At 39.6% G+C, this 21168-nt stretch carries 19 protein-coding genes, 1 riboswitch and 1 other annotated feature; of the genes, 2 read left to right on the top strand and 17 right to left on the bottom strand.

Annotated features, from left to right (window positions below):
* From HOO54_RS08140 to HOO54_RS08125, 4 genes are all read right to left on the bottom strand, one after another.
* Complete coding sequence (locus tag HOO54_RS08140) at positions 1-1068, bottom strand: ABC transporter ATP-binding protein (protein WP_172294132.1); 1068 nt, start codon at positions 1066-1068, stop codon at positions 1-3.
* Positions 1069-1082: 14 nt separating this feature from the next.
* On the bottom strand, positions 1083-2000 hold the full coding sequence (locus tag HOO54_RS08135; RefSeq protein ID WP_172294130.1) for an ABC transporter permease: 918 nt from the start codon (positions 1998-2000) through the stop codon (positions 1083-1085).
* 5 nt (positions 2001-2005) lie between these two features.
* Positions 2006-2941 (bottom strand): ABC transporter permease, encoded by a 936-nt coding sequence (locus tag HOO54_RS08130; RefSeq protein ID WP_172294128.1) that lies wholly within the window; start codon positions 2939-2941, stop codon positions 2006-2008.
* Between the two features lie 99 nt (positions 2942-3040).
* Positions 3041-4666 (bottom strand): peptide ABC transporter substrate-binding protein, encoded by a 1626-nt coding sequence (locus HOO54_RS08125; protein WP_172294126.1) that lies wholly within the window; start codon positions 4664-4666, stop codon positions 3041-3043.
* 425 nt (positions 4667-5091) lie between these two features.
* Positions 5092-5310 (top strand) — a binding site (T-box leader).
* A 51-nt stretch (positions 5311-5361) separates the two neighbouring features.
* Here HOO54_RS08125 and trpS point away from each other — a divergent pair.
* Positions 5362-6354, top strand: a complete 993-nt coding sequence (trpS, locus tag HOO54_RS08120; RefSeq protein WP_172294124.1) for a tryptophan--tRNA ligase — start codon at positions 5362-5364, stop codon at positions 6352-6354.
* Positions 6355-6394: 40 nt separating this feature from the next.
* Here the strand turns inward: trpS and HOO54_RS08115 are convergent, their stop codons facing one another.
* The 10 genes from HOO54_RS08115 to HOO54_RS08070 all read right to left on the bottom strand — a co-directional run bounded on the left by HOO54_RS08115 (position 6395) and on the right by HOO54_RS08070 (position 18889).
* Positions 6395-8215, bottom strand: a complete 1821-nt coding sequence (locus HOO54_RS08115) for an APC family permease (RefSeq protein WP_172294122.1) — start codon at positions 8213-8215, stop codon at positions 6395-6397.
* An 87-nt stretch (positions 8216-8302) separates the two neighbouring features.
* Positions 8303-8450: riboswitch (cyclic di-AMP (ydaO/yuaA leader) on the bottom strand.
* A gap of 119 nt (positions 8451-8569) precedes the next feature.
* Positions 8570-9322, bottom strand: a complete 753-nt coding sequence (locus HOO54_RS08110) for a YjbA family protein (RefSeq protein WP_172294120.1) — start codon at positions 9320-9322, stop codon at positions 8570-8572.
* Positions 9323-9969: 647 nt separating this feature from the next.
* Entirely contained in the window at positions 9970-10884 is a 915-nt protein-coding gene (gene opp4C, locus HOO54_RS08105) for an oligopeptide ABC transporter permease (protein ID WP_172294118.1), read from the bottom strand.
* 15 nt (positions 10885-10899) lie between these two features.
* A complete protein-coding gene (locus tag HOO54_RS08100) occupies positions 10900-11850 on the bottom strand; it encodes an ABC transporter permease (protein ID WP_172294116.1) in 951 nt (316 codons plus the stop codon).
* 87 nt (positions 11851-11937) lie between these two features.
* A complete protein-coding gene (locus tag HOO54_RS08095; protein ID WP_172294114.1) occupies positions 11938-13572 on the bottom strand; it encodes a peptide-binding protein in 1635 nt (544 codons plus the stop codon).
* Positions 13573-13675: 103 nt separating this feature from the next.
* Positions 13676-14689 (bottom strand): ABC transporter ATP-binding protein, encoded by a 1014-nt coding sequence (locus HOO54_RS08090; protein WP_172294112.1) that lies wholly within the window; start codon positions 14687-14689, stop codon positions 13676-13678.
* A gap of 5 nt (positions 14690-14694) precedes the next feature.
* The gene (locus tag HOO54_RS08085) at positions 14695-15669 is read right to left on the bottom strand and encodes an ABC transporter ATP-binding protein (RefSeq protein WP_172294110.1); all 975 of its coding nucleotides are present in this window, start codon (positions 15667-15669) and stop codon (positions 14695-14697) included.
* 150 nt (positions 15670-15819) lie between these two features.
* On the bottom strand, positions 15820-16602 hold the full coding sequence (locus HOO54_RS08080) for a DUF2268 domain-containing putative Zn-dependent protease (RefSeq protein WP_172294108.1): 783 nt from the start codon (positions 16600-16602) through the stop codon (positions 15820-15822).
* A gap of 84 nt (positions 16603-16686) precedes the next feature.
* Positions 16687-17928, bottom strand: coding sequence for a beta-ketoacyl-ACP synthase II (fabF, locus tag HOO54_RS08075; RefSeq protein WP_172294106.1), 1242 nt, complete (start codon positions 17926-17928; stop codon positions 16687-16689).
* A gap of 22 nt (positions 17929-17950) precedes the next feature.
* Entirely contained in the window at positions 17951-18889 is a 939-nt protein-coding gene (locus HOO54_RS08070) for a beta-ketoacyl-ACP synthase III (RefSeq protein WP_172294104.1), read from the bottom strand.
* A 172-nt stretch (positions 18890-19061) separates the two neighbouring features.
* On the opposite strand from HOO54_RS08070, the gene HOO54_RS08065 reads away from it, so the two are divergent.
* Positions 19062-19298 carry a hypothetical protein gene (locus tag HOO54_RS08065; protein WP_172294102.1) on the top strand — a complete coding sequence of 79 codons (237 nt, stop codon included), beginning with the start codon at positions 19062-19064 and terminating at the stop codon, positions 19296-19298.
* Positions 19299-19336: 38 nt separating this feature from the next.
* Here the strand turns inward: HOO54_RS08065 and HOO54_RS08060 are convergent, their stop codons facing one another.
* From HOO54_RS08060 to HOO54_RS08050, 3 genes are all read right to left on the bottom strand, one after another.
* Positions 19337-19522 (bottom strand): ComZ family protein, encoded by a 186-nt coding sequence (locus tag HOO54_RS08060; protein WP_172294100.1) that lies wholly within the window; start codon positions 19520-19522, stop codon positions 19337-19339.
* A gap of 10 nt (positions 19523-19532) precedes the next feature.
* Positions 19533-20486 (bottom strand): BMP family ABC transporter substrate-binding protein, encoded by a 954-nt coding sequence (locus HOO54_RS08055; protein ID WP_172294098.1) that lies wholly within the window; start codon positions 20484-20486, stop codon positions 19533-19535.
* A gap of 78 nt (positions 20487-20564) precedes the next feature.
* Entirely contained in the window at positions 20565-21122 is a 558-nt protein-coding gene (locus tag HOO54_RS08050; RefSeq protein WP_172294096.1) for a hypothetical protein, read from the bottom strand.
* Positions 21123-21168 lie beyond the last annotated feature (46 nt).

Raw genomic sequence — 21168 nt, 5'->3', positions numbered from 1 at the left:
TCATTCACCCTCTTTCACTTCCAGCGGTTTTTCATAGTGATCCTTGAACTCGCGCATCCGGTGCTTGACAGCAGCCGGTGGTTCAACTTTTGGTGCATCAGGATGTAAGAGCCATGATTTTACATAATGGGTATCAGATAGTTTAAACATTGGCGGTTCTTGTTCAAAATCGATTTTCATCGCGTAAGGGCTTCTTAACGCAAATGCATCACCTTTTGGCGGATTTGTCAAATCGGGCGGTGAACCAGGAATCGCCATCAATTCCTCATCTCCATCAGCATCAAGACTTGGCATTGATGCTAATAGTCCCCATGTATAAGGATGTTTCGGATTGTAAAAAATTTCATCGACTGTTCCAATCTCAACGATTTGTCCGGCATACATTACAGCAACTCGATCTGCGACATTAGCAACAACACCGAGGTCATGCGTAATAAAAATAATCGATGTGTCAATCTTTTTCTGTAAGTCTTTCATTAGTTCTAAAATTTGCGCTTGGATTGTCACATCAAGAGCTGTTGTCGGCTCATCAGCGATTAATAGTTTTGGATTGGCAGCTAATGCCATGGCAATGACAACCCGTTGTCTCATCCCACCGCTAAATTCATGGGGATATTGATTGACACGTCGTTCAGGCATCGGAATTCCCACTAAATGAAGTAATTCCACCGCACGCTTATGTGCATCATCTCTTGAGATCTTTTCATGTTTAAACAATACTTCAGTAATTTGTTTACCCACTTTCATCGTCGGGTTCAGAGATGTCATCGGATCTTGGAAAATCATCCCGATATCTTTACCGCGAATCGCTTGCATCTCTTTTTCTTTTTTCGGTACTAAGTCTTGTCCTTCAAATAAGATTTGCCCGCTTTTAAAATATCCGGGCGGCATTGGAATCAGCTTCATAATTGCTTGTGAAGTGACACTTTTTCCTGATCCCGATTCACCGACAATTGCCAGTGTTTCCCCTTTATCAATGTGAAAGTTCACACCGCGGATTGCCTGGACTTCTCCTGCATATGTTTTAAAAGAAATGGCTAAATCTTTCACCTCAAGTAAGTGTGTCATCTTTTTTCACTCCTTTATTTACGCAGCTTCGGATCTAGAGCATCTCGCAATCCGTCACCAATTACGTTAAATGAAAACATCGTGATACAGATAAAAGCAGCCGGGAAAAACAAGCGCCAAGGATAATATTCCAAGCCTTGTACTCCCTCTGTTGCCATCGTTCCCCAGCTTGCTAAAGGAGCGGGAACACCAAGTCCGAGGTAACTTAAAAATGCTTCATAGAAAATAGCTGTAGGTACGGTTAATGTCATGGTCACTAAAATTGGACTCATAATGTTTGGCAATAGATGTTTTCTAATAATGCGTGAGTTTTTCGCTCCGAGTGTTCTGGAAGCCAATACAAATTCTTGATTTTTCAATTGGAGGACTTGTCCACGAACAATCCGTGCCATATTGATCCATCCCGTAATAACCATCGCGGCAATCATCGTGATTAATCCTTTCCCCATCACAACAAGAAGCAAGATTGTCATCAATAATGAAGGAATGGCCCATAAGATGTCAGCGATTCTCATCATGATTTCATCTGTGCGTCCGCCTCTAATACCGGAAACAGCACCCCAGATCACACCGATCAAAACATCGATCAATGCCGCTGAAAGCCCGATTGTCAGTGAAATCCGTGCTCCAACCCATGTTCTAACAAATACATCCCTGCCTAAATCATCTGTTCCAAACCAATAATCAGCACTTGGTGGTTTATTGGCATTCATTAAGTTTGTCTCTTCATAATGATGGCTAGAGAACATAGGTGCAAAGATAGCCATTAACGCAATAAGAATGAGAAGAATAAGTCCGGTCAAAGCCAGCTTGTTTTCTTTAAATCTAAGAAACACGTCCTGCCAAAATGAAAGGTTTTTCTTTGTGATCTTTTCCGCTTCATGATGGTCAACAACGACAGGTTCAAACATGTCTTTAGGTATTTGTTGCATTTTATTTACTCCCCTTTCTTAGCGCCAAACAGTTTAATACGCGGATCGACTAAACCGTATAAAATATCGACAATCAGGACGCAGAGCAACAAAATGGCCCCAAAAAACACGGTAACACCCATGATAACTGTATAATCGCGGTTTGTAATACTTGTGACAAAATGCATCCCAAGCCCTGGAATACCGAAGATTTTTTCGACAACAAATGTACCTGTTAAAATTGATGCCGCCATCGGTCCCATATATGTAATCACCGGCATAATCGCATTGCGAATTGCATGTTTGACTGTAACAGCAGTTGTGCTTAAACCCTTTGCTTTTGCCGTTCGAATATAGTCACTGCTCAGTACTTCAAGCATGCTTGAGCGTGTCAAGCGGGCGATAAATGCCATAGGCATGAAGGAAACGGCAATAGCCGGTAAGACGGTATGTCCCCATGACTGCCATTGTGCAACTGGAAACGCGCCCAGTTTCATTGCCATTACATATTGCAGCAGTGCTGCCATAATGAAGTTCGGTACAGAGATGCCAACAACAGCCAGCATCATGGCTGAATAATCCTGCCATTTATTTCGATTGAGTGCAGCAATGACACCAAATAAAACACCAAAGGCTAGCGCAAGACAAATCGCTTCTAAGCCAAGGGTAAAAGAAATCGGAAAACCTGAACCAATTAAATCATTTACAGTTTGTCCTTTATATTTAAAGGAAGGACCGAGATCCCACTTGACAACAGATAGTAAGTAATCAAGATATTGTTTAGGTAAAGGCTGGTCTAATCCATAATAAGAATTAAGGCTAGCTTCAATTTCAGCTGGGAGTTTTTTCTCACCTGAAAAAGGCCCGCCAGGTATTCCTCTCATCAGGAAGAAAGTAGCTGTTACAATCACCCAGAGAGAAAGCAATATAGAAACAAAACGACGGCCTAAAAATTTAACCAAACTTATACACCTCCGAATATTCAGCTTGTGAACTTCATATGATAAAAGAAAAGTATATGGGGGGAAACATATGACCCCATATACTTTTAATGCAGTTTTTTATTCAAAATATGCCGTTTTAAAATAGATTTCTCCAGTTCCTAGTAAAACGTAGCCTTTTAAATGTTCATCATGTAGATGTGGCATAGTATAGAAGAAAATCGGTGCGATTGGCAGTTCATCCATCAGAATACCTTCTGCTTCTTTCATCAGCTTCATACGTTTATCTGCATCAGGTTCTACAGACGCTTTTGTAAGCAGTTCTTTATATTTAGCATTCTCCCAGTTCGTATCATTATTTCCGCCATCTTTATCACGATATGTTTCAAGGAAAGTCATCGCATCGTTAAAGTCAGCGATCCAGCCCATCCGGGCAATTTGATAGTTTCCGCTATGAACTTTATCAATGTAGACATTCCATTCTTCATTACTTAATTCAGCCTTAACGCCTAAATCTTTATTCCACATTTCTTGTATAGCTTGAGCCACTTGTTGATGGCGATTATCTGTATTATAGGAAAGTGTGATTTTTGGCAATTCTGATGCTTTATTCAGACCTAGTTCTTTTAAGCCTTTTTGTAAATACTCTTTTGCCTTGTCCACATCATGATCTTTGAAATAGCCTTCTTTTGATTCAAAGCCATGGATAACCGGTGGGATAAATTTTGTAGCAGGAATCTCATCTGCTTGAGTAACATTTTTAACAAGTGCCTCACGGTTGATCGCATATGTCAATGCTTTGCGAATATTAACATTGTTAAATGGTGCTTTTTCGGTATTAAATTTGTACATATAGACCGATGCAAATGGATCAACTTTCAATCCTTCATTTTTCAGGCTTGGCACGGCATCTGTCGGAATTGAATCGAGAGGTTCGCCAACATAATCGGTCTCACCTTTTTTATACATGTTCAATCCTGTGTTTGCATCATTAACCATTGCTATGTTAATTTTCTTCAATTTTACAGCACCTTTATCCCAGTACTGATCATTTTTCTCAAGAACAATGTTACCGCTGTGCTTCCATTTCGTCATTTTGAACGGTCCGTTTGATACATAGTTTTCACCTGCGTCTGTGTACCACTTCGGATTCTTTTCAGCTACCTTTTTATTAACAGGTAAATAAGTATAGAATGCTGTAAGCTCAGTAAAGTATGGTGTCGGTTTTTCAAGTTCAACTTTTAAAGTCTTGTCATCAAGTGCTTTAACACCGACATCAGCTATTTTCCCTTTACCTTTATTGGCTGCTTCTCCGCCTTTTAAATAATACAGCTGGTAAGCATATTGTGATTGGTTTTTCGGGTCAAGCGCCCATTTCCAAGCATATTCAAAGTCCTGTGCTGTGACAGGATCTCCATTCGACCATTTCGCACCATCACGAATGGTAAATGTGTATGTCTTTTTATCTTTGCTGACTTCAATTTTTTCGGCTGTTGCTTCGACTGGCTTTCCATCCTTGTCAATCGTTGTTAATCCTTCGAATGTTTGACGAAGAACATTTGAGGAAACCGAGTCATTTGCAAGCCCCGGATTCAATGAGAACGGCTCAGTTTTAATATTGATATTCAGTGTGTCTTTCCCTTCGCTACCTTTTTTACCGCTGTCTGACCCGCCACCAAAACCACAAGCACTTAATACTAGAGTAAACAGGAGCAATAAACTAATTAATGAACAACGTTTTTTCAAAAAGAAACCCCCCTATTTCATTTTTAGTTCCTTACTTTTTCAACATTCAGATTTATCATAAAAAAGTAATAGACTTAACACACTTTTTCCTCTCTTTTCTCTTTTCTGAATATTTCTTATGTAAAGAACCTTTAGACTTGAGTGAACAAATTCATTATAAATAATTGAATAATTTATTGCAATATTAATTTTAAATTATTTTTTTATTCTAATAATTTATACTTGTTCGATTTCCTACCAATATTTTAAATATTCTTCGTCGTTTTAAAGTATAACTACGCTAAACTAGTTGTTTACTTTTTACAGTAAAATCATTTTATAAAATAATAATTTTTATCTCTTATCAAGAACCAAGAACAGAGTATTTATGGTTGGAGCGTTTCTTTAGTGACTTGCATATCAATTTTATATATAATAAAATCATAAAAAATGCTGTGAAAAAGAAAAGTACACATTCTCACCATTTTAAGAGAGTCCGCGGTGCTGAAAGCGGATAATGGCGAATGTGGAATGGGCTTTGGAGCAGCTGTGGCGAACCTTTTCAGTAGTCACAGCCGGAGAAGACTTCGTTAACAACGGCCAAGTGATTTCATTTTCCTATAGTGAAATAATTAGGGTGGTACCGCGGTTCATTCGTCCCTTTTTTTAAGGGCAGGGTGAACCTTTTTATTTTGAATTGAAAAGAGGGATTATTGATGAAGAAAACAATTTTTTCTGGAATTCAGCCGAGCGGCTCAGTGACGCTTGGCAACTATATTGGTGCGATGCAACAATTTGTTAATTTGCAGGATGATTACAATTGTTATTTTTGCATCGTTGATCAGCATGCAATTACAGTGCCACAGGACAGGCTTACACTAAGAAAAAACATTCGCAATTTAGCCGCCCTTTATTTGGCTGTCGGTCTTGATCCGCAAAAAGCAACGCTATTTATCCAATCAGAAGTTCCTGCTCATGCACAAGCCGGCTGGATGCTTCAATGTGTCGCCTATATCGGAGAACTTGAGCGAATGACTCAGTTTAAAGATAAATCAGCAGGAAAAGAAGCTGTTGTTTCTGGACTATTAACATATCCACCTTTAATGGCAGCTGATATTTTGCTGTACGGTACAGATGTTGTCCCTGTTGGCGAAGATCAAAAACAGCATCTTGAATTAACCCGTAATCTGGCAGAACGCTTTAACAAAAAATACAATGATATCTTTACAGTTCCTGACGTGAAAATTCCGACAGTTGGCGCTCGGATTATGTCACTGAACGATCCGCTGAAAAAAATGAGCAAGTCAGATCCAAATCAAAAAGCGTTTATCACCTTGCTTGATGATCCTAAACAACTTGAGAAAAAAATCAAAAGTGCTGTCACTGATTCTGATGGAATCGTCAAGTATGATAAACAACACAAGCCTGGTGTCTCTAACCTGCTGACGATCTATTCCATTCTCGGACAAGTCTCAATTGCTGAGCTTGAAGCGAGATATGATGGAAAAGGTTATGGGGAATTCAAGAGCGATCTTGCTGAAGTCGTCGTCAGCACATTGAAGCCGATTCAAGATCGTTATTACGAATTGGTCGAATCTGAAGAATTGGACCGAATTCTTGATGAAGGCGCTGAACGTGCCGACAAAACCGCGTCCAAAATGCTAAAAAAAATGGAAAATGCGATGGGACTCGGCCGCAAACGCCGGTAAACAAAACCACCTTCTGGAAAAAGAAGGTGGTTTTTCAAATCTATTTTTTAAAATGATATGGAAGTGTTGCCACAACAATATCTTTTTTCCACAGCAGTCGAAGTCGAAGTAAGAAGGCTGATTGATTGTGGAGAATATTGTGCCAGCTTTTTTTCGGAATGAACTGTGGAACGAGAACCATAACAGAATAATGATATTTCGTTGCTTTTGCCTCAACCGTTTCTAAAAACTTTTCTAAAGGTGAAGTCAAACTTCGATATGATGAGCGTAACATGACAAGCCTGACTCCGTTATCTAACTCAGCCCATTTTTTCTCAATCTTTTTTTCTGTTTCCTTGTCAAACGATACATGGACGGCGATCACTTGATCTGAAAGAGTTTTAGCATATTGGATTGATTTTTCGACAACATTAGTCACGCCAGCAATAGGTACGATAACGATGTTGCCTTCAATCGGTTGCAGATTTTCTTCGGTCATTCGCAACTGTTCACCAACAGCATTATAGTGCCTTTTTATCATATAAAAGATCCAAATGACGATCGGCATGAACACGAGCACTGACCAGACAAGCTTAAATTTTGTAATAAAAAGGATCATCAGGACAACAGCAGAAATCACCGCACCTGTGGCATTGATGAACATTTTTAAACCCCAGTTCTTCGGTTTCTGTCTGAACCATTTCAAGCACATGCCGGTTTGTGAAAGAGTAAACGGTATAAAAACCCCGACCGCATATAAAGGGATTAAATGATCTGTTTCACCACCAAATAAAATAATCAGTATGATTGAAGCGATTCCGAGAAAGATGATCCCATTTGAATAACCTAATCGGTCACCTCTAACCGTAAACATTCTTGGCATATATTTATCCTTAGCCAAATTAAATGCAAGCTGCGGAAATGCTGAAAATCCTGTATTCGCCGCCAAAACGAGAATGAGTGCCGTCGTTCCCTGAATGAAATAATACAGGTATGACCGGCCGAATGTTTCTGAAGCGATCTGGGAAACGACTGTTTCTTCAGGTTTTGGTACGAGACCGAAGCCGAAAGCAAGCACAGTTATTCCAGTAAAAAGAATGCCAAGCAATATGCCCATCAACACTAAAGTATTGGCAGCATTTTTTGATGATGGTTCTTTAAAAGCTGGTATTGCATTGGAAATGGCTTCTACTCCGGTTAATGCAGCACAACCTGAGGAAAAGGCTTTAAGTAACAGAAACAAGGATAGCCCGGCAATCGGTGTGCCAATTGTTGAATGATTGACCTGGACAACTTGTCCGGTGATCAATTTATAACCGCCAACAGCGATAAGAATGAAAAGTGCTACTACAAATAAATAAACCGGGTATGCCAAAATTGAAGCTGATTCTGTTAAACCACGCAAATTTAAAATCATAATGACGACAACTAAAAGGACTGCAATTAAAATATGGTGGGTATGTAAAAAAGGAACTGCTGACGTAATGGCATCAGTGCCTGCAGAGACACTGACCGCTACTGTCAAAATATAATCGACAAGTAAAGACCCTCCGGCAATCAGTCCCGGGTTCACCCCTAAGTTTTCCCGTGATACAACATAAGCTCCTCCACCGTGCGGATAAGCAAAAATAATTTGTCGATAAGAAAGAATTAATGCTGTTAACAAAATAAGAACGCCGATTGCAATTGGCAATGAATACCACAATGCTGCCGAACTAATGGCAACCAAAACAATTAAAATTTGCTCGGTACCGTAAGCGACAGAGGATAAGGCGTCTGAAGATAATAAGGCAAGAGCCTTTGTTTTTGATATCTTTTGCTCCCCTAACTGTTGTGATTTTAAAGGTTTACCGATTAATAAACGCTTTAGTGTACTGTACATGCTGTGTGTCTTCTCCTTCTTCGCCTCTACTCCTAAATTTTTCAGCACAAAAAAGCACAGAGACGAATAGCCCCTGTGGAATGGGTTTATTTCTCTCACTTAACGCTGACGAGGTTAGCTGACGGATTCGGGCTCAGATGAGTTTTGCCCTACCTATTTTTAAGGATTCACCCCAACCGGCTACAATTACCGGTATTGGTTCCCCCGCTCTTTTAGGACTTAGCGACTGATATTACATGATATAGAGAAGATCATACTCCCGTTTATCAAAGTTGTAAAGATGAAACTGGTATTATTATTGAAATTTTTTCAACAAAATAAAAAACCCGTGTGGCAACGGGTTTTTAAAAATTTTTAGTTTACTTTAGACTCATTTTCAATTTCCCAAAGTTTTTCAAAAAATGGTTGGCCCTTAATTAAATTTTCACAAAATTCCTGGTGTTTGTCAGACCAGCCTTCAATTGTTTCATTGAAAAGCATATTCCAGATCTCCTCGAATGACATCCGTTTGATTTGATTGTACATGTGAGGATTCCATTCCGTGTACCAATATGCAATCTCGGCACGGTTTTTCAAACCTTTTAACTGATCAAGTGCCATAAATAATAGCTGTTTCAGCTGGCGTTCTTTTCTTGTTAATCCCATAACATGCTCTGGTGATAGTGATAGTATATGGTATTCTTTTGAAGATTGCAGTTTTTCCGGTACAAATTCATAGCTTTTCGTCTCAACATCCTTTACCATTTCATAAACAAGCTGCTCCTGCCTTGGAATAAGACGGCTTTTTCTGACAGGAATCATATATCCGGCTGTATCGACTGCAAGTATTCCGAGACCATCTGTCACAATAAAGCAGTGATCAAGTTGTGTGCGTTCATGGTTTTTACGAATATATGCTTTTTGATGAACTTCACTTAGTAATTCTGACGGAAGTTCTGATAAATCATTTTCTATGTAGTGAAACAAGACAGGCTGTACTTTTAATAACGGAACTTGATCAAGCAATTCAACACTATCTTCCTTTCGCCATTCATGAAAGTGGCAGACATTATAACCATTTTCTTCTCCCTCAAACCAATTCACCCACACATCATGAAGAAATAACATTTCTAACCCCTCACTTTATAAAAACTGTTGTCCACAGTATAGGCAAGGGGAATGGAAATTATTCCATCTGACAGAGATTATGGAATTTTTCAAACCAATATCGTGAAACTCTGCTAGAAAGACGGCATTATAACCTCAGAAGAAATCACTCGTGTCTAGGTATTATAAAAACCGCTTTACAAATCTAGGGCGGATATGTTTCAGTATTTTATGATCTGAGCCGTAATCGTGTTAGCTAACTATTGATTGAGAGGTAGTGAAGCATAATATGGATTCTCTGGAGTATGTCGGCTGTCTTGAAAATGTCTTGCTCGAAGATTTAATCGTAGAGTATGATCTTTTGTCATTTACCTTGCTCATTGAGCAGAGGGTTTGTGGCAGCAACAGCTGATAGTGAAGCCTATGTAAAATAATATTAATCTTTGTTAAGAAATAAATGGGAACACCGTCAAAATCCCAGTGATCCCATTTTATCGCTGCCTGCTCCACATTAGTCGTGATCTGACCTAAGGTTGTCCTCTTCGTTTTACTGTTAAATAAATGGGACGATCCTAAAAGGACGATCGGCAAGCTGTTCCCGCAGGAGTCTCGCAATTCCCCCTGGTTCATGTTGATAAAGGACTTTTTAGACAGCCTCATCGAACGAATTATTTAATATTCTTCGGATCAAGTGCATCACGAAGTCCATCCCCGACAAAGTTAAAGCATAACACCGTTATTAAAATCATCAAACCTGGAAAAAGTGGATACCACCATGCCTTAATCATAATTGTAAAGTTTTGTGCATCTTGAAGCATGTTACCCCAGCTAGCCACCGGCGGTTGAACACCAAAGCCGAGATAGCTTAATGCTGATTCTGACAGAATAACGGTACCGACAGACAGTGTTGCTGCGACAATGATCGGCCCCATTGCATTTGGCAAAATATGAGAAAAAATAATTTTATGACTTCTTGTCCCTATCGTTTTTGCGGCTAAAACAAATTCCCTTGAGCGCAATGATAAAAACTCACCTCGTACCAACCGAGCCGTTGTCGTCCATCTCGTTAAGGCGAAAATTAAAATCAATTTATCAACACCCGGTTGAAAAATTGTCACCAAGGTAATCAACAGGAAAATATCTGGAATGGATAGAATAATATCAACAAAACGCATTAAAATCGCATCAATGATCCCGCCGAAATATCCAGCAACAGCTCCGATAATCGTGCCGATTGTGATTGAGCCAAGGACTGAGGCAAAACCGACTAACAATGAAACCTGTGCCCCATACAGCAGGCGACTGAAAATATCGCGTCCGAATTTATCTGTTCCCATTAAATGTTCAGCACTTGGTGCTTTTAGTTTATTTAAGAGGTTTTGATGTTCAGGCGCATATGGAGCAATCACCGGCGCAAAAAGGGCTGCCAGGATAATAATAGATAACAAGATTCCGCCGAGAACGGCTAGTTTATTTTTAAAAAACTTCTCAAAAAAGATTTTTGTCATCGTTTCCGGTTTTGGTGCTATGTTTTCCTGCCATCTGATCTCTTGTGAAGGTGTCGTTGGATTCGGCTGTGTCATGGTTAGTCCCCCCTCTTAATACTCAATTCGCGGATCAACAATCGCATAAAGAATATCCGCAATTAAATTTCCCAAGACAACAAGGACAGCAGAAATAACAGTCATCGCCATAATCACCGGATAATCTCTCTGAAAAGCGGAGTCGACAAACAATTTTCCCAGACCAGGCCAACTGAAAATCTGTTCAGTTACAACAGCTCCACCAATAAAAGATGGGATCATTAAGCCAAAAATTGTGATCACTGGCAGAAGCCCATTGCGGAGCCCGTGTTTAAAGATGACCCGGTTTTCTTTAAAACCTTTCGCTCTTGCTGTCCGCATATAGTCCTGTTTGAGGACATCAAGCATACTTGATCTCGTATAACGTGTCAGTCCCGCCATATCAGCAGTTGCAAGCACAAACGCAGGCAAGATTAAATGATGAATCCGGTCCCATAAACTAAAATCGGCATTAAGTGTCATCACACCGCCTGTCGGAAACCATCCCAAATTAACTGAAAGAAACATAATCAAAATTAACCCGAACCAAAAATTAGGTATCGCAAGCCCAATAAATGATGTAAATGTTATTCCGTAGTCTAGTTTTGAATAAGGGCGCCTTGCCGAAAGGACGCCAAGTGGTATTGAAATGAGCAACGCAAAGATCGTTGACACAAACATCAATAATAACGTGTTTGGCAATCTCGCAAGAATCAAATCGGAGACAGGGGTTCCTTTTCTAATAATTGAAGTGCCAAAATCACCTTGGACCATATTGCCGAGCCATTTTAAATATTGAACGTGTTCAGGCTCATTTAATCCATATTTTTCAATGAATTTCGCACGGTCAGCTGTACTGATATTCGGGTCCATCATTAATGCTGCCGGATCTCCTGGAGCTGCTTTCATAATTGCAAAAGACAAAATTGTAATACCTAATAAGATTGGAATTGACATGAGTGTTCGACGAATAATATATGAGATCATTTTTTATCCCCTTTTTTATAAAATTCTTAAAATGAAGGAGAAGGAAGCTCTAATAGTAAACTTCCTTCCCCTTAAGGGATTTTCCACTTATTTACGGTCTAACCACCATTCTTCCGCTTTATAAAAGTCAAGTTTCGGATGGAATGTATATCCTTTCATGTTCGCAGGCATTGCTCGATGATAATTTGGATAAAACAAAAATGTATATGGTTGATCTTCCGCTAAACGTTTGTATATTTCTTCATAAATCTTTTTATACTCTTCACGATCACTCAGCGATTTTGCTTTTTCAAACAGCTTATCAACCTCTTTATTCTGATACCAAATATTGTTCAGACCTTTTTCCGATTCTTTTGAATGAAAAATACTGCTCTGATCCGGGAACGTCGACATGCTCCACGAGAGAATGATAGCGTCAAAGTCCCATTTCGGTGGGTGTATTTGATCAATTAATGCGCTCCACTCAACAATCCGCGGTTTCACTTCAATACCGATTTCTTTCAATTGCTCTTGAACAACAACCGCTAAATCTTCGCGAATTTTATTGCCTTGGTTTGTTTTAAGTTCGAAAGAGAATTTTTTGCCGTCTTTATCTAAAATGCCGTCACCATTTGTGTCTGACCAGCCGGCTTCCTTCAGCATCTTTTTAGCTTTTTCAGGATCATAGTCAAATGTTTTAAATTTATCATGGTCTTTCGGGTAGTTCCATGAAAGCGGGCTTTCAGGTATGTTAGCGATCTTGCCGTCTCCGTCAAGAATTTGATCAACGATCGCTTGACGGTTGATTGCATGTGTTAATGCTTGGCGAACCTTTTTATCTTTAAAAAGCTTGTTTTTTTGGTTCCAGCCAATATATGAATAGTTCAAACCTAAATCCGTTTCAATTTTCACATTCGGAAAAGATTCAGCTGTCTTATAGTCCGGTCCTGCTTGAATAACAAAGTAGTCGATATCCCCGCCTTTCAATTGTGACAACGCTGCATTTGAATCCGGAATAATTTTGTACGTAATCGAATCTAAATGTGGTCGTCCATTAAAATAATCGTCAAATGCTTCAACTTTAATATACTGCCCTTGTTTCCACTCTTTAAATTTAAACGGTCCCGTTCCAATTGGGTTTTTCCGATTAAATTCATGTTCACCAAGTTTACTGATTGGAACATCCTTCAAAATATGTTTCGGTAAGACCGCAAAGCTCGTTAGTGCATCATTATAAAATTCTGGGTCTGAATATTTCAGTTTAAACTGAACGGAATACTTGCCTGTTTTTTTGACTGATTTTAGAGGCTTAAAAGCCGCACCGCGTTCCCCGTCATAATCATCACTCAGCGGAATGCTGAATGAGAAGACAACATCATCAGCTGTCATTTCTTTGCCATCGTGAAACTTAACGCCTTTTTTAAGCTTGGCATCAATTGTTAAACCATCTTTAGACTGTTTGACTTCTTCAGCAAGATCGTTTTCCAGTTCAAGCTTTTCATTGACATTTAAAAGTTTGTTATAAATCAGAGTTTCGATATCACCGCTAGAAGCATCTGTTGAATAAAGCGGATTGAACAATGTTGGCTCCCCATATGATCCAGCAATTAAATCTCCGCCTTGCTTTGGTTTCCCATCAGATTTGCCATCATTTTTGTCGCCGCTAACTTCACCGCTATTACAAGCTGTTAACAACAACATGAAGATGAGCAGCATACTGAACACAATTTTATTCTTTTTCATTTAGATCGTCCCCCTCTAACATTTCTTGTCTTTACAATTCAACTTGAATTCCAAAAGAAGACATTCCCCCCTTCAAGGATTAAATATGTGACAACCTTTCCCTTTATTCGTAAAGATGACATGCCACATAATGGCCTCTGTTTACTTCCTTGAAGTCAGGCTCTCTTTCCCGGCATACCGCTTTGGCGGCTGGACACCTTGTATGGAAGACACAGCCTTTTGGAGGATTTGCCGGACTTGGCAGTTCCCCTTTTAAAATGATTCGTTCCCGTTTTACACTCCCTTTTTTTCTTGTGACTGGAACAGCGGAAAGCAGCGCTTCTGTATAAGGATGAAGCGGGTTGTCATAAAGCTCATGTTTATCTGTCAACTCCATCATTTTGCCGAGATACATCACACCCACTCTGTCACTGATGTGGCGAACGACACTTAGATCATGGGAAATGAACAGATATGTCAAGTGAAACTCTTCCTGAAGCTCTTCCATCAAATTGATGACTTGGGCTTGAATGGATACATCTAAAGCTGAAACTGGTTCATCGGCGATGATCAGCTCAGGATTTAAAGCCAGTGCACGTGCAATTCCGATCCGCTGGCGCTGTCCTCCTGAAAATTCATGAGGATAACGGTTTGCAAAAGACGGGTGCAACCCGACTCTTTGTAACAATGCCTCCACTTTTTCACTGCGTTCCTTAGAATTGTATAAATGATGAGTTCTAAATGGTTCTTGAATAATGGAACGCAATGTTTTTCGCGGGTTTAATGAGGCAAACGGATCCTGAAAAACCATTTGAATATTTTTACGAATATTTTTTCTTAGCTTATCTTCAGATAGTTCTGAAATATCACAACCTTTGAATAGAATTTGTCCAGCTGTCGGTTTGTACAGCCTCATCATCGTTCTACCAGCAGTCGATTTCCCACAACCAGATTCGCCAACAATGCCAAGTGTTTCACCACGCTTTAATGAAAAACTAAGACCATCGACCGCTTTGACTTGACCAATTTTTTTCTGAAATACTCCGGAACGGATCGGAAAATATTTTTTAACGTTGTTTAACTCTAAAAGGACTTCATCATGATTCTCTATTTTTTGTTGCTGTTGTCCAGCTGTCATAAGCCCTACTCCTCCTCCTCATGTAAGAAACATCTAACTTTTCGCCCGTCGTGCTGAGTTTTTAGGCTAGGCTCAGAGTTCCAGCATCTCTCAAATGCCTTCGGACACCTCGGGGCGAAACGACAGCCGTGAGGTAAGTTATCTGGTGTAGGTACATTTCCTTTAATCGCTGTTAATTTTTCAATGGAGCCGTCGATCACTGGGATGGAGTTTAACAGTCCTTCTGTGTAGGGATGCAAGGGGTTATCAAACAATTGATCAACCGGAGCACTCTCAACAACTTGTCCGCAATACATGACAATCACTCGGTTGGCAATTTCAGAGACGACACCAAGATCATGGGTAATGAGAAGAATCGATGTATTGAATTGATCACACAAGTCTTTCATCAGTTCCAATACTTGCGATTGGATCGTGACATCGAGCGCTGTTGTCGGTTCATCGGCAATCAGCAGCTTCGGGTTGCAGCTGAGAGCAATGGCGATCATCACTCTTTGTCTCATACCGCCTGATAAACGGTGCGGGTAATCTTTCATCAGCTGCTCGGCTCTTGAAAAGCCGACCAGCTTTAATAAGTCAACCGCTTTTTTTGTAGCTTCTTTTTTTGACAGTTTTTTATGGTAGATGAGTACCTCTATCAGTTGTTCACCAATCGTTAATACGGGATTGAGCGATGTCATCGGTTCCTGAAAAATCATGGAGACTTCATTTCCGCGAATCTTGCATAATTCTCGTTCTTTGTATGTAACAAGATCACGCCCTTCAAGTTTGATAGAGCCGTCCATGATCTTGCCGCCGGAGCTTTCAACAAGCCTCATGATCGATAGTGATGTGATGCTTTTTCCTGAACCTGATTCTCCAACCAATGCCACCGTTTCTCCTTTTTTTATTAAGAAATCTACTCCATCAACTGCAGGTATCGGTTGTTTTTTTCTAAAAAAATAAGTTTTTAAATTGTTGACTTCAAGCAGTGCGCTCATCAAGATTCCCCTTCCATAAACAACAAGTTAAATATCTGTGAAGGCTGATGTTCATTTTCAACAAGACTGAATTGTCTTAATATTTTTATAGTTGTATATTATTACATAACCATTACAAAATCAAGTAATTTTTGTATACTTTACATTTATTTAAGTCAATAGGAAACTTTCGGCAGGTAATGATAAAACATTACCAACTTTTCCCCTTTTTTTTAATAAATATTGATTGACAATATTGTACCCAACGGCATATCCAAGCATTTCAGGAAAGTACCCTTTTCCATACATCAGACTGGAGAACAGTCGTTCATCCTGACGATGAAGTCCAAAATAGGGTTTTAAAATCCCGGTTTGGAAATGCTCCAGCTGTTTTTGTGAGTATAATGTCACCCATTTGGCAGTTTCGGATTCACCCAATCTTTCATGTACAGCGTTTTCTGCTAAGCCCTCAAGAATCATTGTATCAAGAAGTGTCATATCTTTTTCCTCTTTTGGCATTTTTTCTAACCGACAAATATGATTATATTCGTGTGTCATAATCGCTGAAATCGAATCTTTTGTTGAATGAGTGGAAAGAAACAAAAACAATTTGTCATGGAACGCCAGGCCAGATTTGGAGCCGAATTTAACGCGGATTTTCCGGTTCTTTTCATCGACAGGAAGGATGATAATTGGAACATCAGGACCATTCCATTTATTTCGTAACAGCTGTTCTTCCTGCTTGACAAATCGAAAAATATTGTTTTTCTTTAGCTCTTGTTGCGTTTTCTGCCCTTCCTTCCAAAATCGGAACATTCCATGTGTTTGGAGGTGTTTAACAATTGCCATACTATCTTTTATAGAGGTCTCTTTAAAAAACGGGAGAAGATAACTAGATAATTCATACATGGAAGAAGACTTTTCAAACCATTCATATGTTTTTTCAACACTCATCAAAGATCACTCCTTTCACCCGTATGTTATGCAAACATAAAAAAAACGGCTACCATCTAATTGGTAACCGTTTCGCCGAGATTATTATGAATATTTTTTAAAAATGAGTGTTGCATTATGTCCGCCAAATCCAAGTGAGTTGCTAAGTACAACATTTACATCTTGATGGCGAGCTTTATCTGGAACATAATCCAAGTCACAGTCTTCATCAGGTGTTTCAAGATTGATGGTCGGAGGAATGATTCCTTCCTTAATGGCAAGAACTGAGAAGATCGCTTCAATTCCCCCGGCAGCACCGAGCAAATGACCTGTCATTGATTTTGTTGAACTGACGGCAAGTTTGTATGCATACTCTCCAAACACTTCTTTAATGGCCATCGTTTCAAATTTATCATTGTACGGTGTACTCGTTCCATGCGCATTAATATAATCAATCGCCTCAGGATTGAGCCCGGCATCTTTCAGCGCTTCTTTCATCGCTCTGACACCACCTTCACCATTTGGTGCTGGTGCCGTGATATGATAAGCATCACCGGTTGAACCATAACCGACAACTTCCGCATAAATAGTGGCACCGCGGTTTAATGCATGTTCAAGCTCTTCAAGGACGACGATTCCTGCGCCTTCACCCATCACAAATCCATCACGGTTTTTATCAAATGGACGGCTTGCCGTTTTCGGATCAGGATTTGTAGAGAGCGCTTTGTTAGCGGAGAAGCCGGCAAATGACATTCTTGTCAATGGTGCTTCTGTTCCCCCAGTGATCATCACATCTGCGTCTCCACGCTGAATGACTTTAAAGGCATCACCAATTGAGTTTGTCCCTGTTGCACAGGCAGTAACCGTACATGAATTGACACCTTTTGCACCAAGTGCAATTGAGATTTGCCCTGTCGCCATATCGGGAATCATCATCGGCACAAAAAATGGACTAACCCGGCGCGGTCCTTTTGTTAAAAAGATTTCAAACTGTTGTTCAAGTGTTTCAAGGCCGCCTATACCAGAACCGACCCAAACACCGATTCTGTTTGCGTTTTGATCGTTAATTTCCAATTTTGCATTATCTACAGCCATTTTTGAGGCGACAACAGCATATTGGGTAAATCGGTCCATTTTTCTTGCGTCTTTTTTGTCAATGTAATCTTCTATATTAAAGTTTTGCAGTTCTGCAGCTACTTTTGCAGGATATTCTTCCGCATCAACCCTTGTAATTGGACCAATACCGGAAACTCCGTTAATTACATTATTCCAGCTTGTTTTGACATCATTACCGAGTGGTGATAAAGCACCTAATCCGGTAATGACTACTCTTTTACTATTCTTCATAAGTTGCACCTCACCTTTCTTTCTAGCGACCCCAGCGAATAGCAATGGCTCCCCATGTTAGCCCACCGCCGAAACCGACCATTACAATGACATCACCATCTTTTATTTTGCCTGCTTCAATTTCTTCAACAAGAGAAATCGGAATGGATGCGGATGATGTATTTCCATATTTGTGCACCGTTTTAGACATTTTTTCAACTGGCAGTTCCAAACGTTCACGAGCCGCTTCCATAATCCGAATATTTGCTTGGTGCGGCACTAAAAAGTCAACATCTTCTTTTGTTAAGCCAGCTTTTTCAATCACATTGACAGAGGATTCTCCCATTTGGCGGACGGCAAATTTGAACACCTCTCTGCCATTCATGATTGTATGATCTTTTTCATTCAAGTACAAGTGTTTTCCACCTCTGCCATCAGCACCAAGTTCAAAGGACAAAATCCCTTTGTCATCACTGACAGGACCGACAACAGCCGCACCGGCACCATCTCCGAAGAGAACAGCTGTGTTGCGGTCATCCCAATCTGTTATGCTTGAAAGTTTTTCGACTCCAATGACAAGTACATGTTGATATGTACCTGCTTCAACAAATTGTTTTCCCGTCACTAGTCCGTACATGAAACCCGCGCAAGCTGCGCTAAGATCCATTGCACAGGCATTAAATGCGCCTAGCTTTTCTTGAATCATACAAGATACAGTCGGAAAGGCTTGATCAGGTGTTACCGTTGCGACAAGGATCATATCAAGATCACTGGCCTCAATATTTGCATCTTCAAGCGCTTTTTTTGCAGCAGTAACTGCCATATCAGATGTCATCTCTTCTTCAGCGGCAATTCTTCTTTCTTCTATTCCTGTTCTTGTACGAATCCATTCATCAGAAGTTTCAACCATTTTTTCTAAATCAAAATTTGTCAGTACTTTTTCAGGAATATACCGACCAATTCCAATAATTCCAGCTTTCATCGGAAAGACTCCTTTATTTATGATTTTCCCCAACTTATGTTGTGAGTAATTATTAGTATCTGGTACTAATCCTACCTTATTTTTTTTTGGTTGGCAATATATTCGTCTAATCTAGTAGATCGAACTGTTCATATAGTAAAACTATAAAAACAAGAAAGGGGGGTTATAACGGGTGGCAGAAGAAGACTTTTTTTCGAAAATGATGTTTGGCGCCCATTCAGCAAGTCAAGAAGATCAATCTGATAAAGACTTTGAAAAAGAATCGGAATCGGAATCCGAAACAGAAGCCGATTATACCCATATTATGAACCAGCTTGGGGAAATTATGGACTCAATTGATAAACTTACACCTACTTTTAAAGAAATCGGCTCAATGGTAGGTAGTTTGAAAGATAAGTTTTTCAAGTAAAAAGCCACTTTTACATGGAAGTGGCTTTCGGCATTCTCCTAAGCTTGCTGTGCGTCTGCTTTACCTAATTCATACGCTTCTGCCATCACTTTTGTAAACAATGTCATAAACGGCTGAAGCATTTCAGGGGAAAGATCAACCCCCGCTTTTTCCATTTCTTCCTTTGCTTCTGGAACATATTTCATTGCAATTTGTAAAAATTCCATCGATTTTTCGTGCTGCATATCGATCACCTCATGTTTTGTTTGGTAGTTTTCCCGTCTTTTTGTAATCCTCAATAAGCCCGCTCACTTTTTCGCGAAACGACTGATTGATTAGCGGGCTAAATCTTCCAATTTCAATGACGCCATCCCGAAAATCAAACTTTTGCCGTCCTCCTGTTAAAGTTCCTTGAGCAAATTTGCTGGCGATGAGCTCATAAGCTTCATCAACATGCTGAACGGTACTTGTTAAAACGATGTTATTTCCCAAATCAGATTGGTCGCTTATGTAACCGATCGCAAAAAGTCCGTCTTTTTTGATTTGTTCAATAACAGGGACATTATACCGATCTCCAGCCGGATATACAACATCTACACCGGCTTTTTTCATTTTTTCATACAGTTTCATCGCTTTTTCTGAATTATCCCATTGACCGACATATAATGTCACAACTTCAATGTTCGGATCTACATATTTTGCACCTTCAATAAACCCTTTGATTTCAGATTGCCATCTATGTGTGGCAAGGACACCAATTTTTTTTGAATGAGATTTTTGAGCTGCCGTCATACCGCCAAAAAACCCCATGGCTCTTCCATTAAAGTCTATGCTTGTCACATTGTCATGGTCAGCCCTGCCATTCACTAAAACAAAATGAATGTCAGGATATTGCTTACTAATTTCATTGAAAACTTTTTCATATTCGCTACCATGTCCAAAAATTAAGTTGACCTTTTTTTTATCAAAGTCTTTTACAGCCATTTTAATGGCTGCTTCATTATCGATCCTCTCTTTATAATAAACATCAGTATTAAAGCTAGACTGAATTCGCAATAACCCTTTATACCCTATCGTTCCCCATACTTGATCACTTATTGTATCAGGGACAAGCATCCCGACCTTTTCGATTTTACCTTTGAGTGGCGCATGTTCACATGCACCTAAGACAAAAACAAGCAAAAAGATCATGATGAGCCTGTACACCATATGTTGTCAACTCCCTTTTAACACAAAAACACCTATACCTTTATTGTAGCCCCACAAGGGCATGAATGAAAAGGTTCTTCAGTTCATTTTGTCGAAAATTGTAGAAATTTGTTTTTTCCATTCCTCAATTTTAGCAAAAGCTTCTTGTTCTGTCGTTATTTTTTCAAATTCAATTGAAGATAAATTTTTTCGACGCCTAAAGTTGGCGAGTTGTTCTGCTACATCATCTACAAAAAAATGGTCTGCCAAGGTTTTTTTATCAATTTCTGTCACATCCCATGGACCGTACATCTTCGGCAGCACAATCGATTGAATTTGTTCAGCGCATTCCTTTATCTCTTCGTTTATCAGTTGATTTTCATATATGAATAGCACGATTGGCTGTTGGAATTTTGCCGGAACAGCACCTGTATATTGAATAAACACCTGATCATAATCCGTTATATCATGTTGTTCGACTAAACGAAATTTTTCATTTCTCGCTAGCCACATTAAACGTTCATCTAGAAAAAGCTGTTTTGTTTCATCGTTTGTTTGTGCCAGAACGACATCAACGTTCACATCTTCTTCCATTAGATGTTCACAAAATGAAAGGCCGAAAAATTCATCTGCTCCATAGACAAGTACGGATTCCATTCCGAGACCACCTTTCCATCTTAGCTTTTCAGTATAAAGCAGCCCG

The sequence above is a fragment of the Bacillus sp. WMMC1349 genome (genome assembly GCF_013155385.1).
Lineage (GTDB): Bacteria > Bacillota > Bacilli > Bacillales > Bacillaceae > Bacillus.
This window is presented reverse-complemented; position numbering and strand designations above follow the sequence as displayed.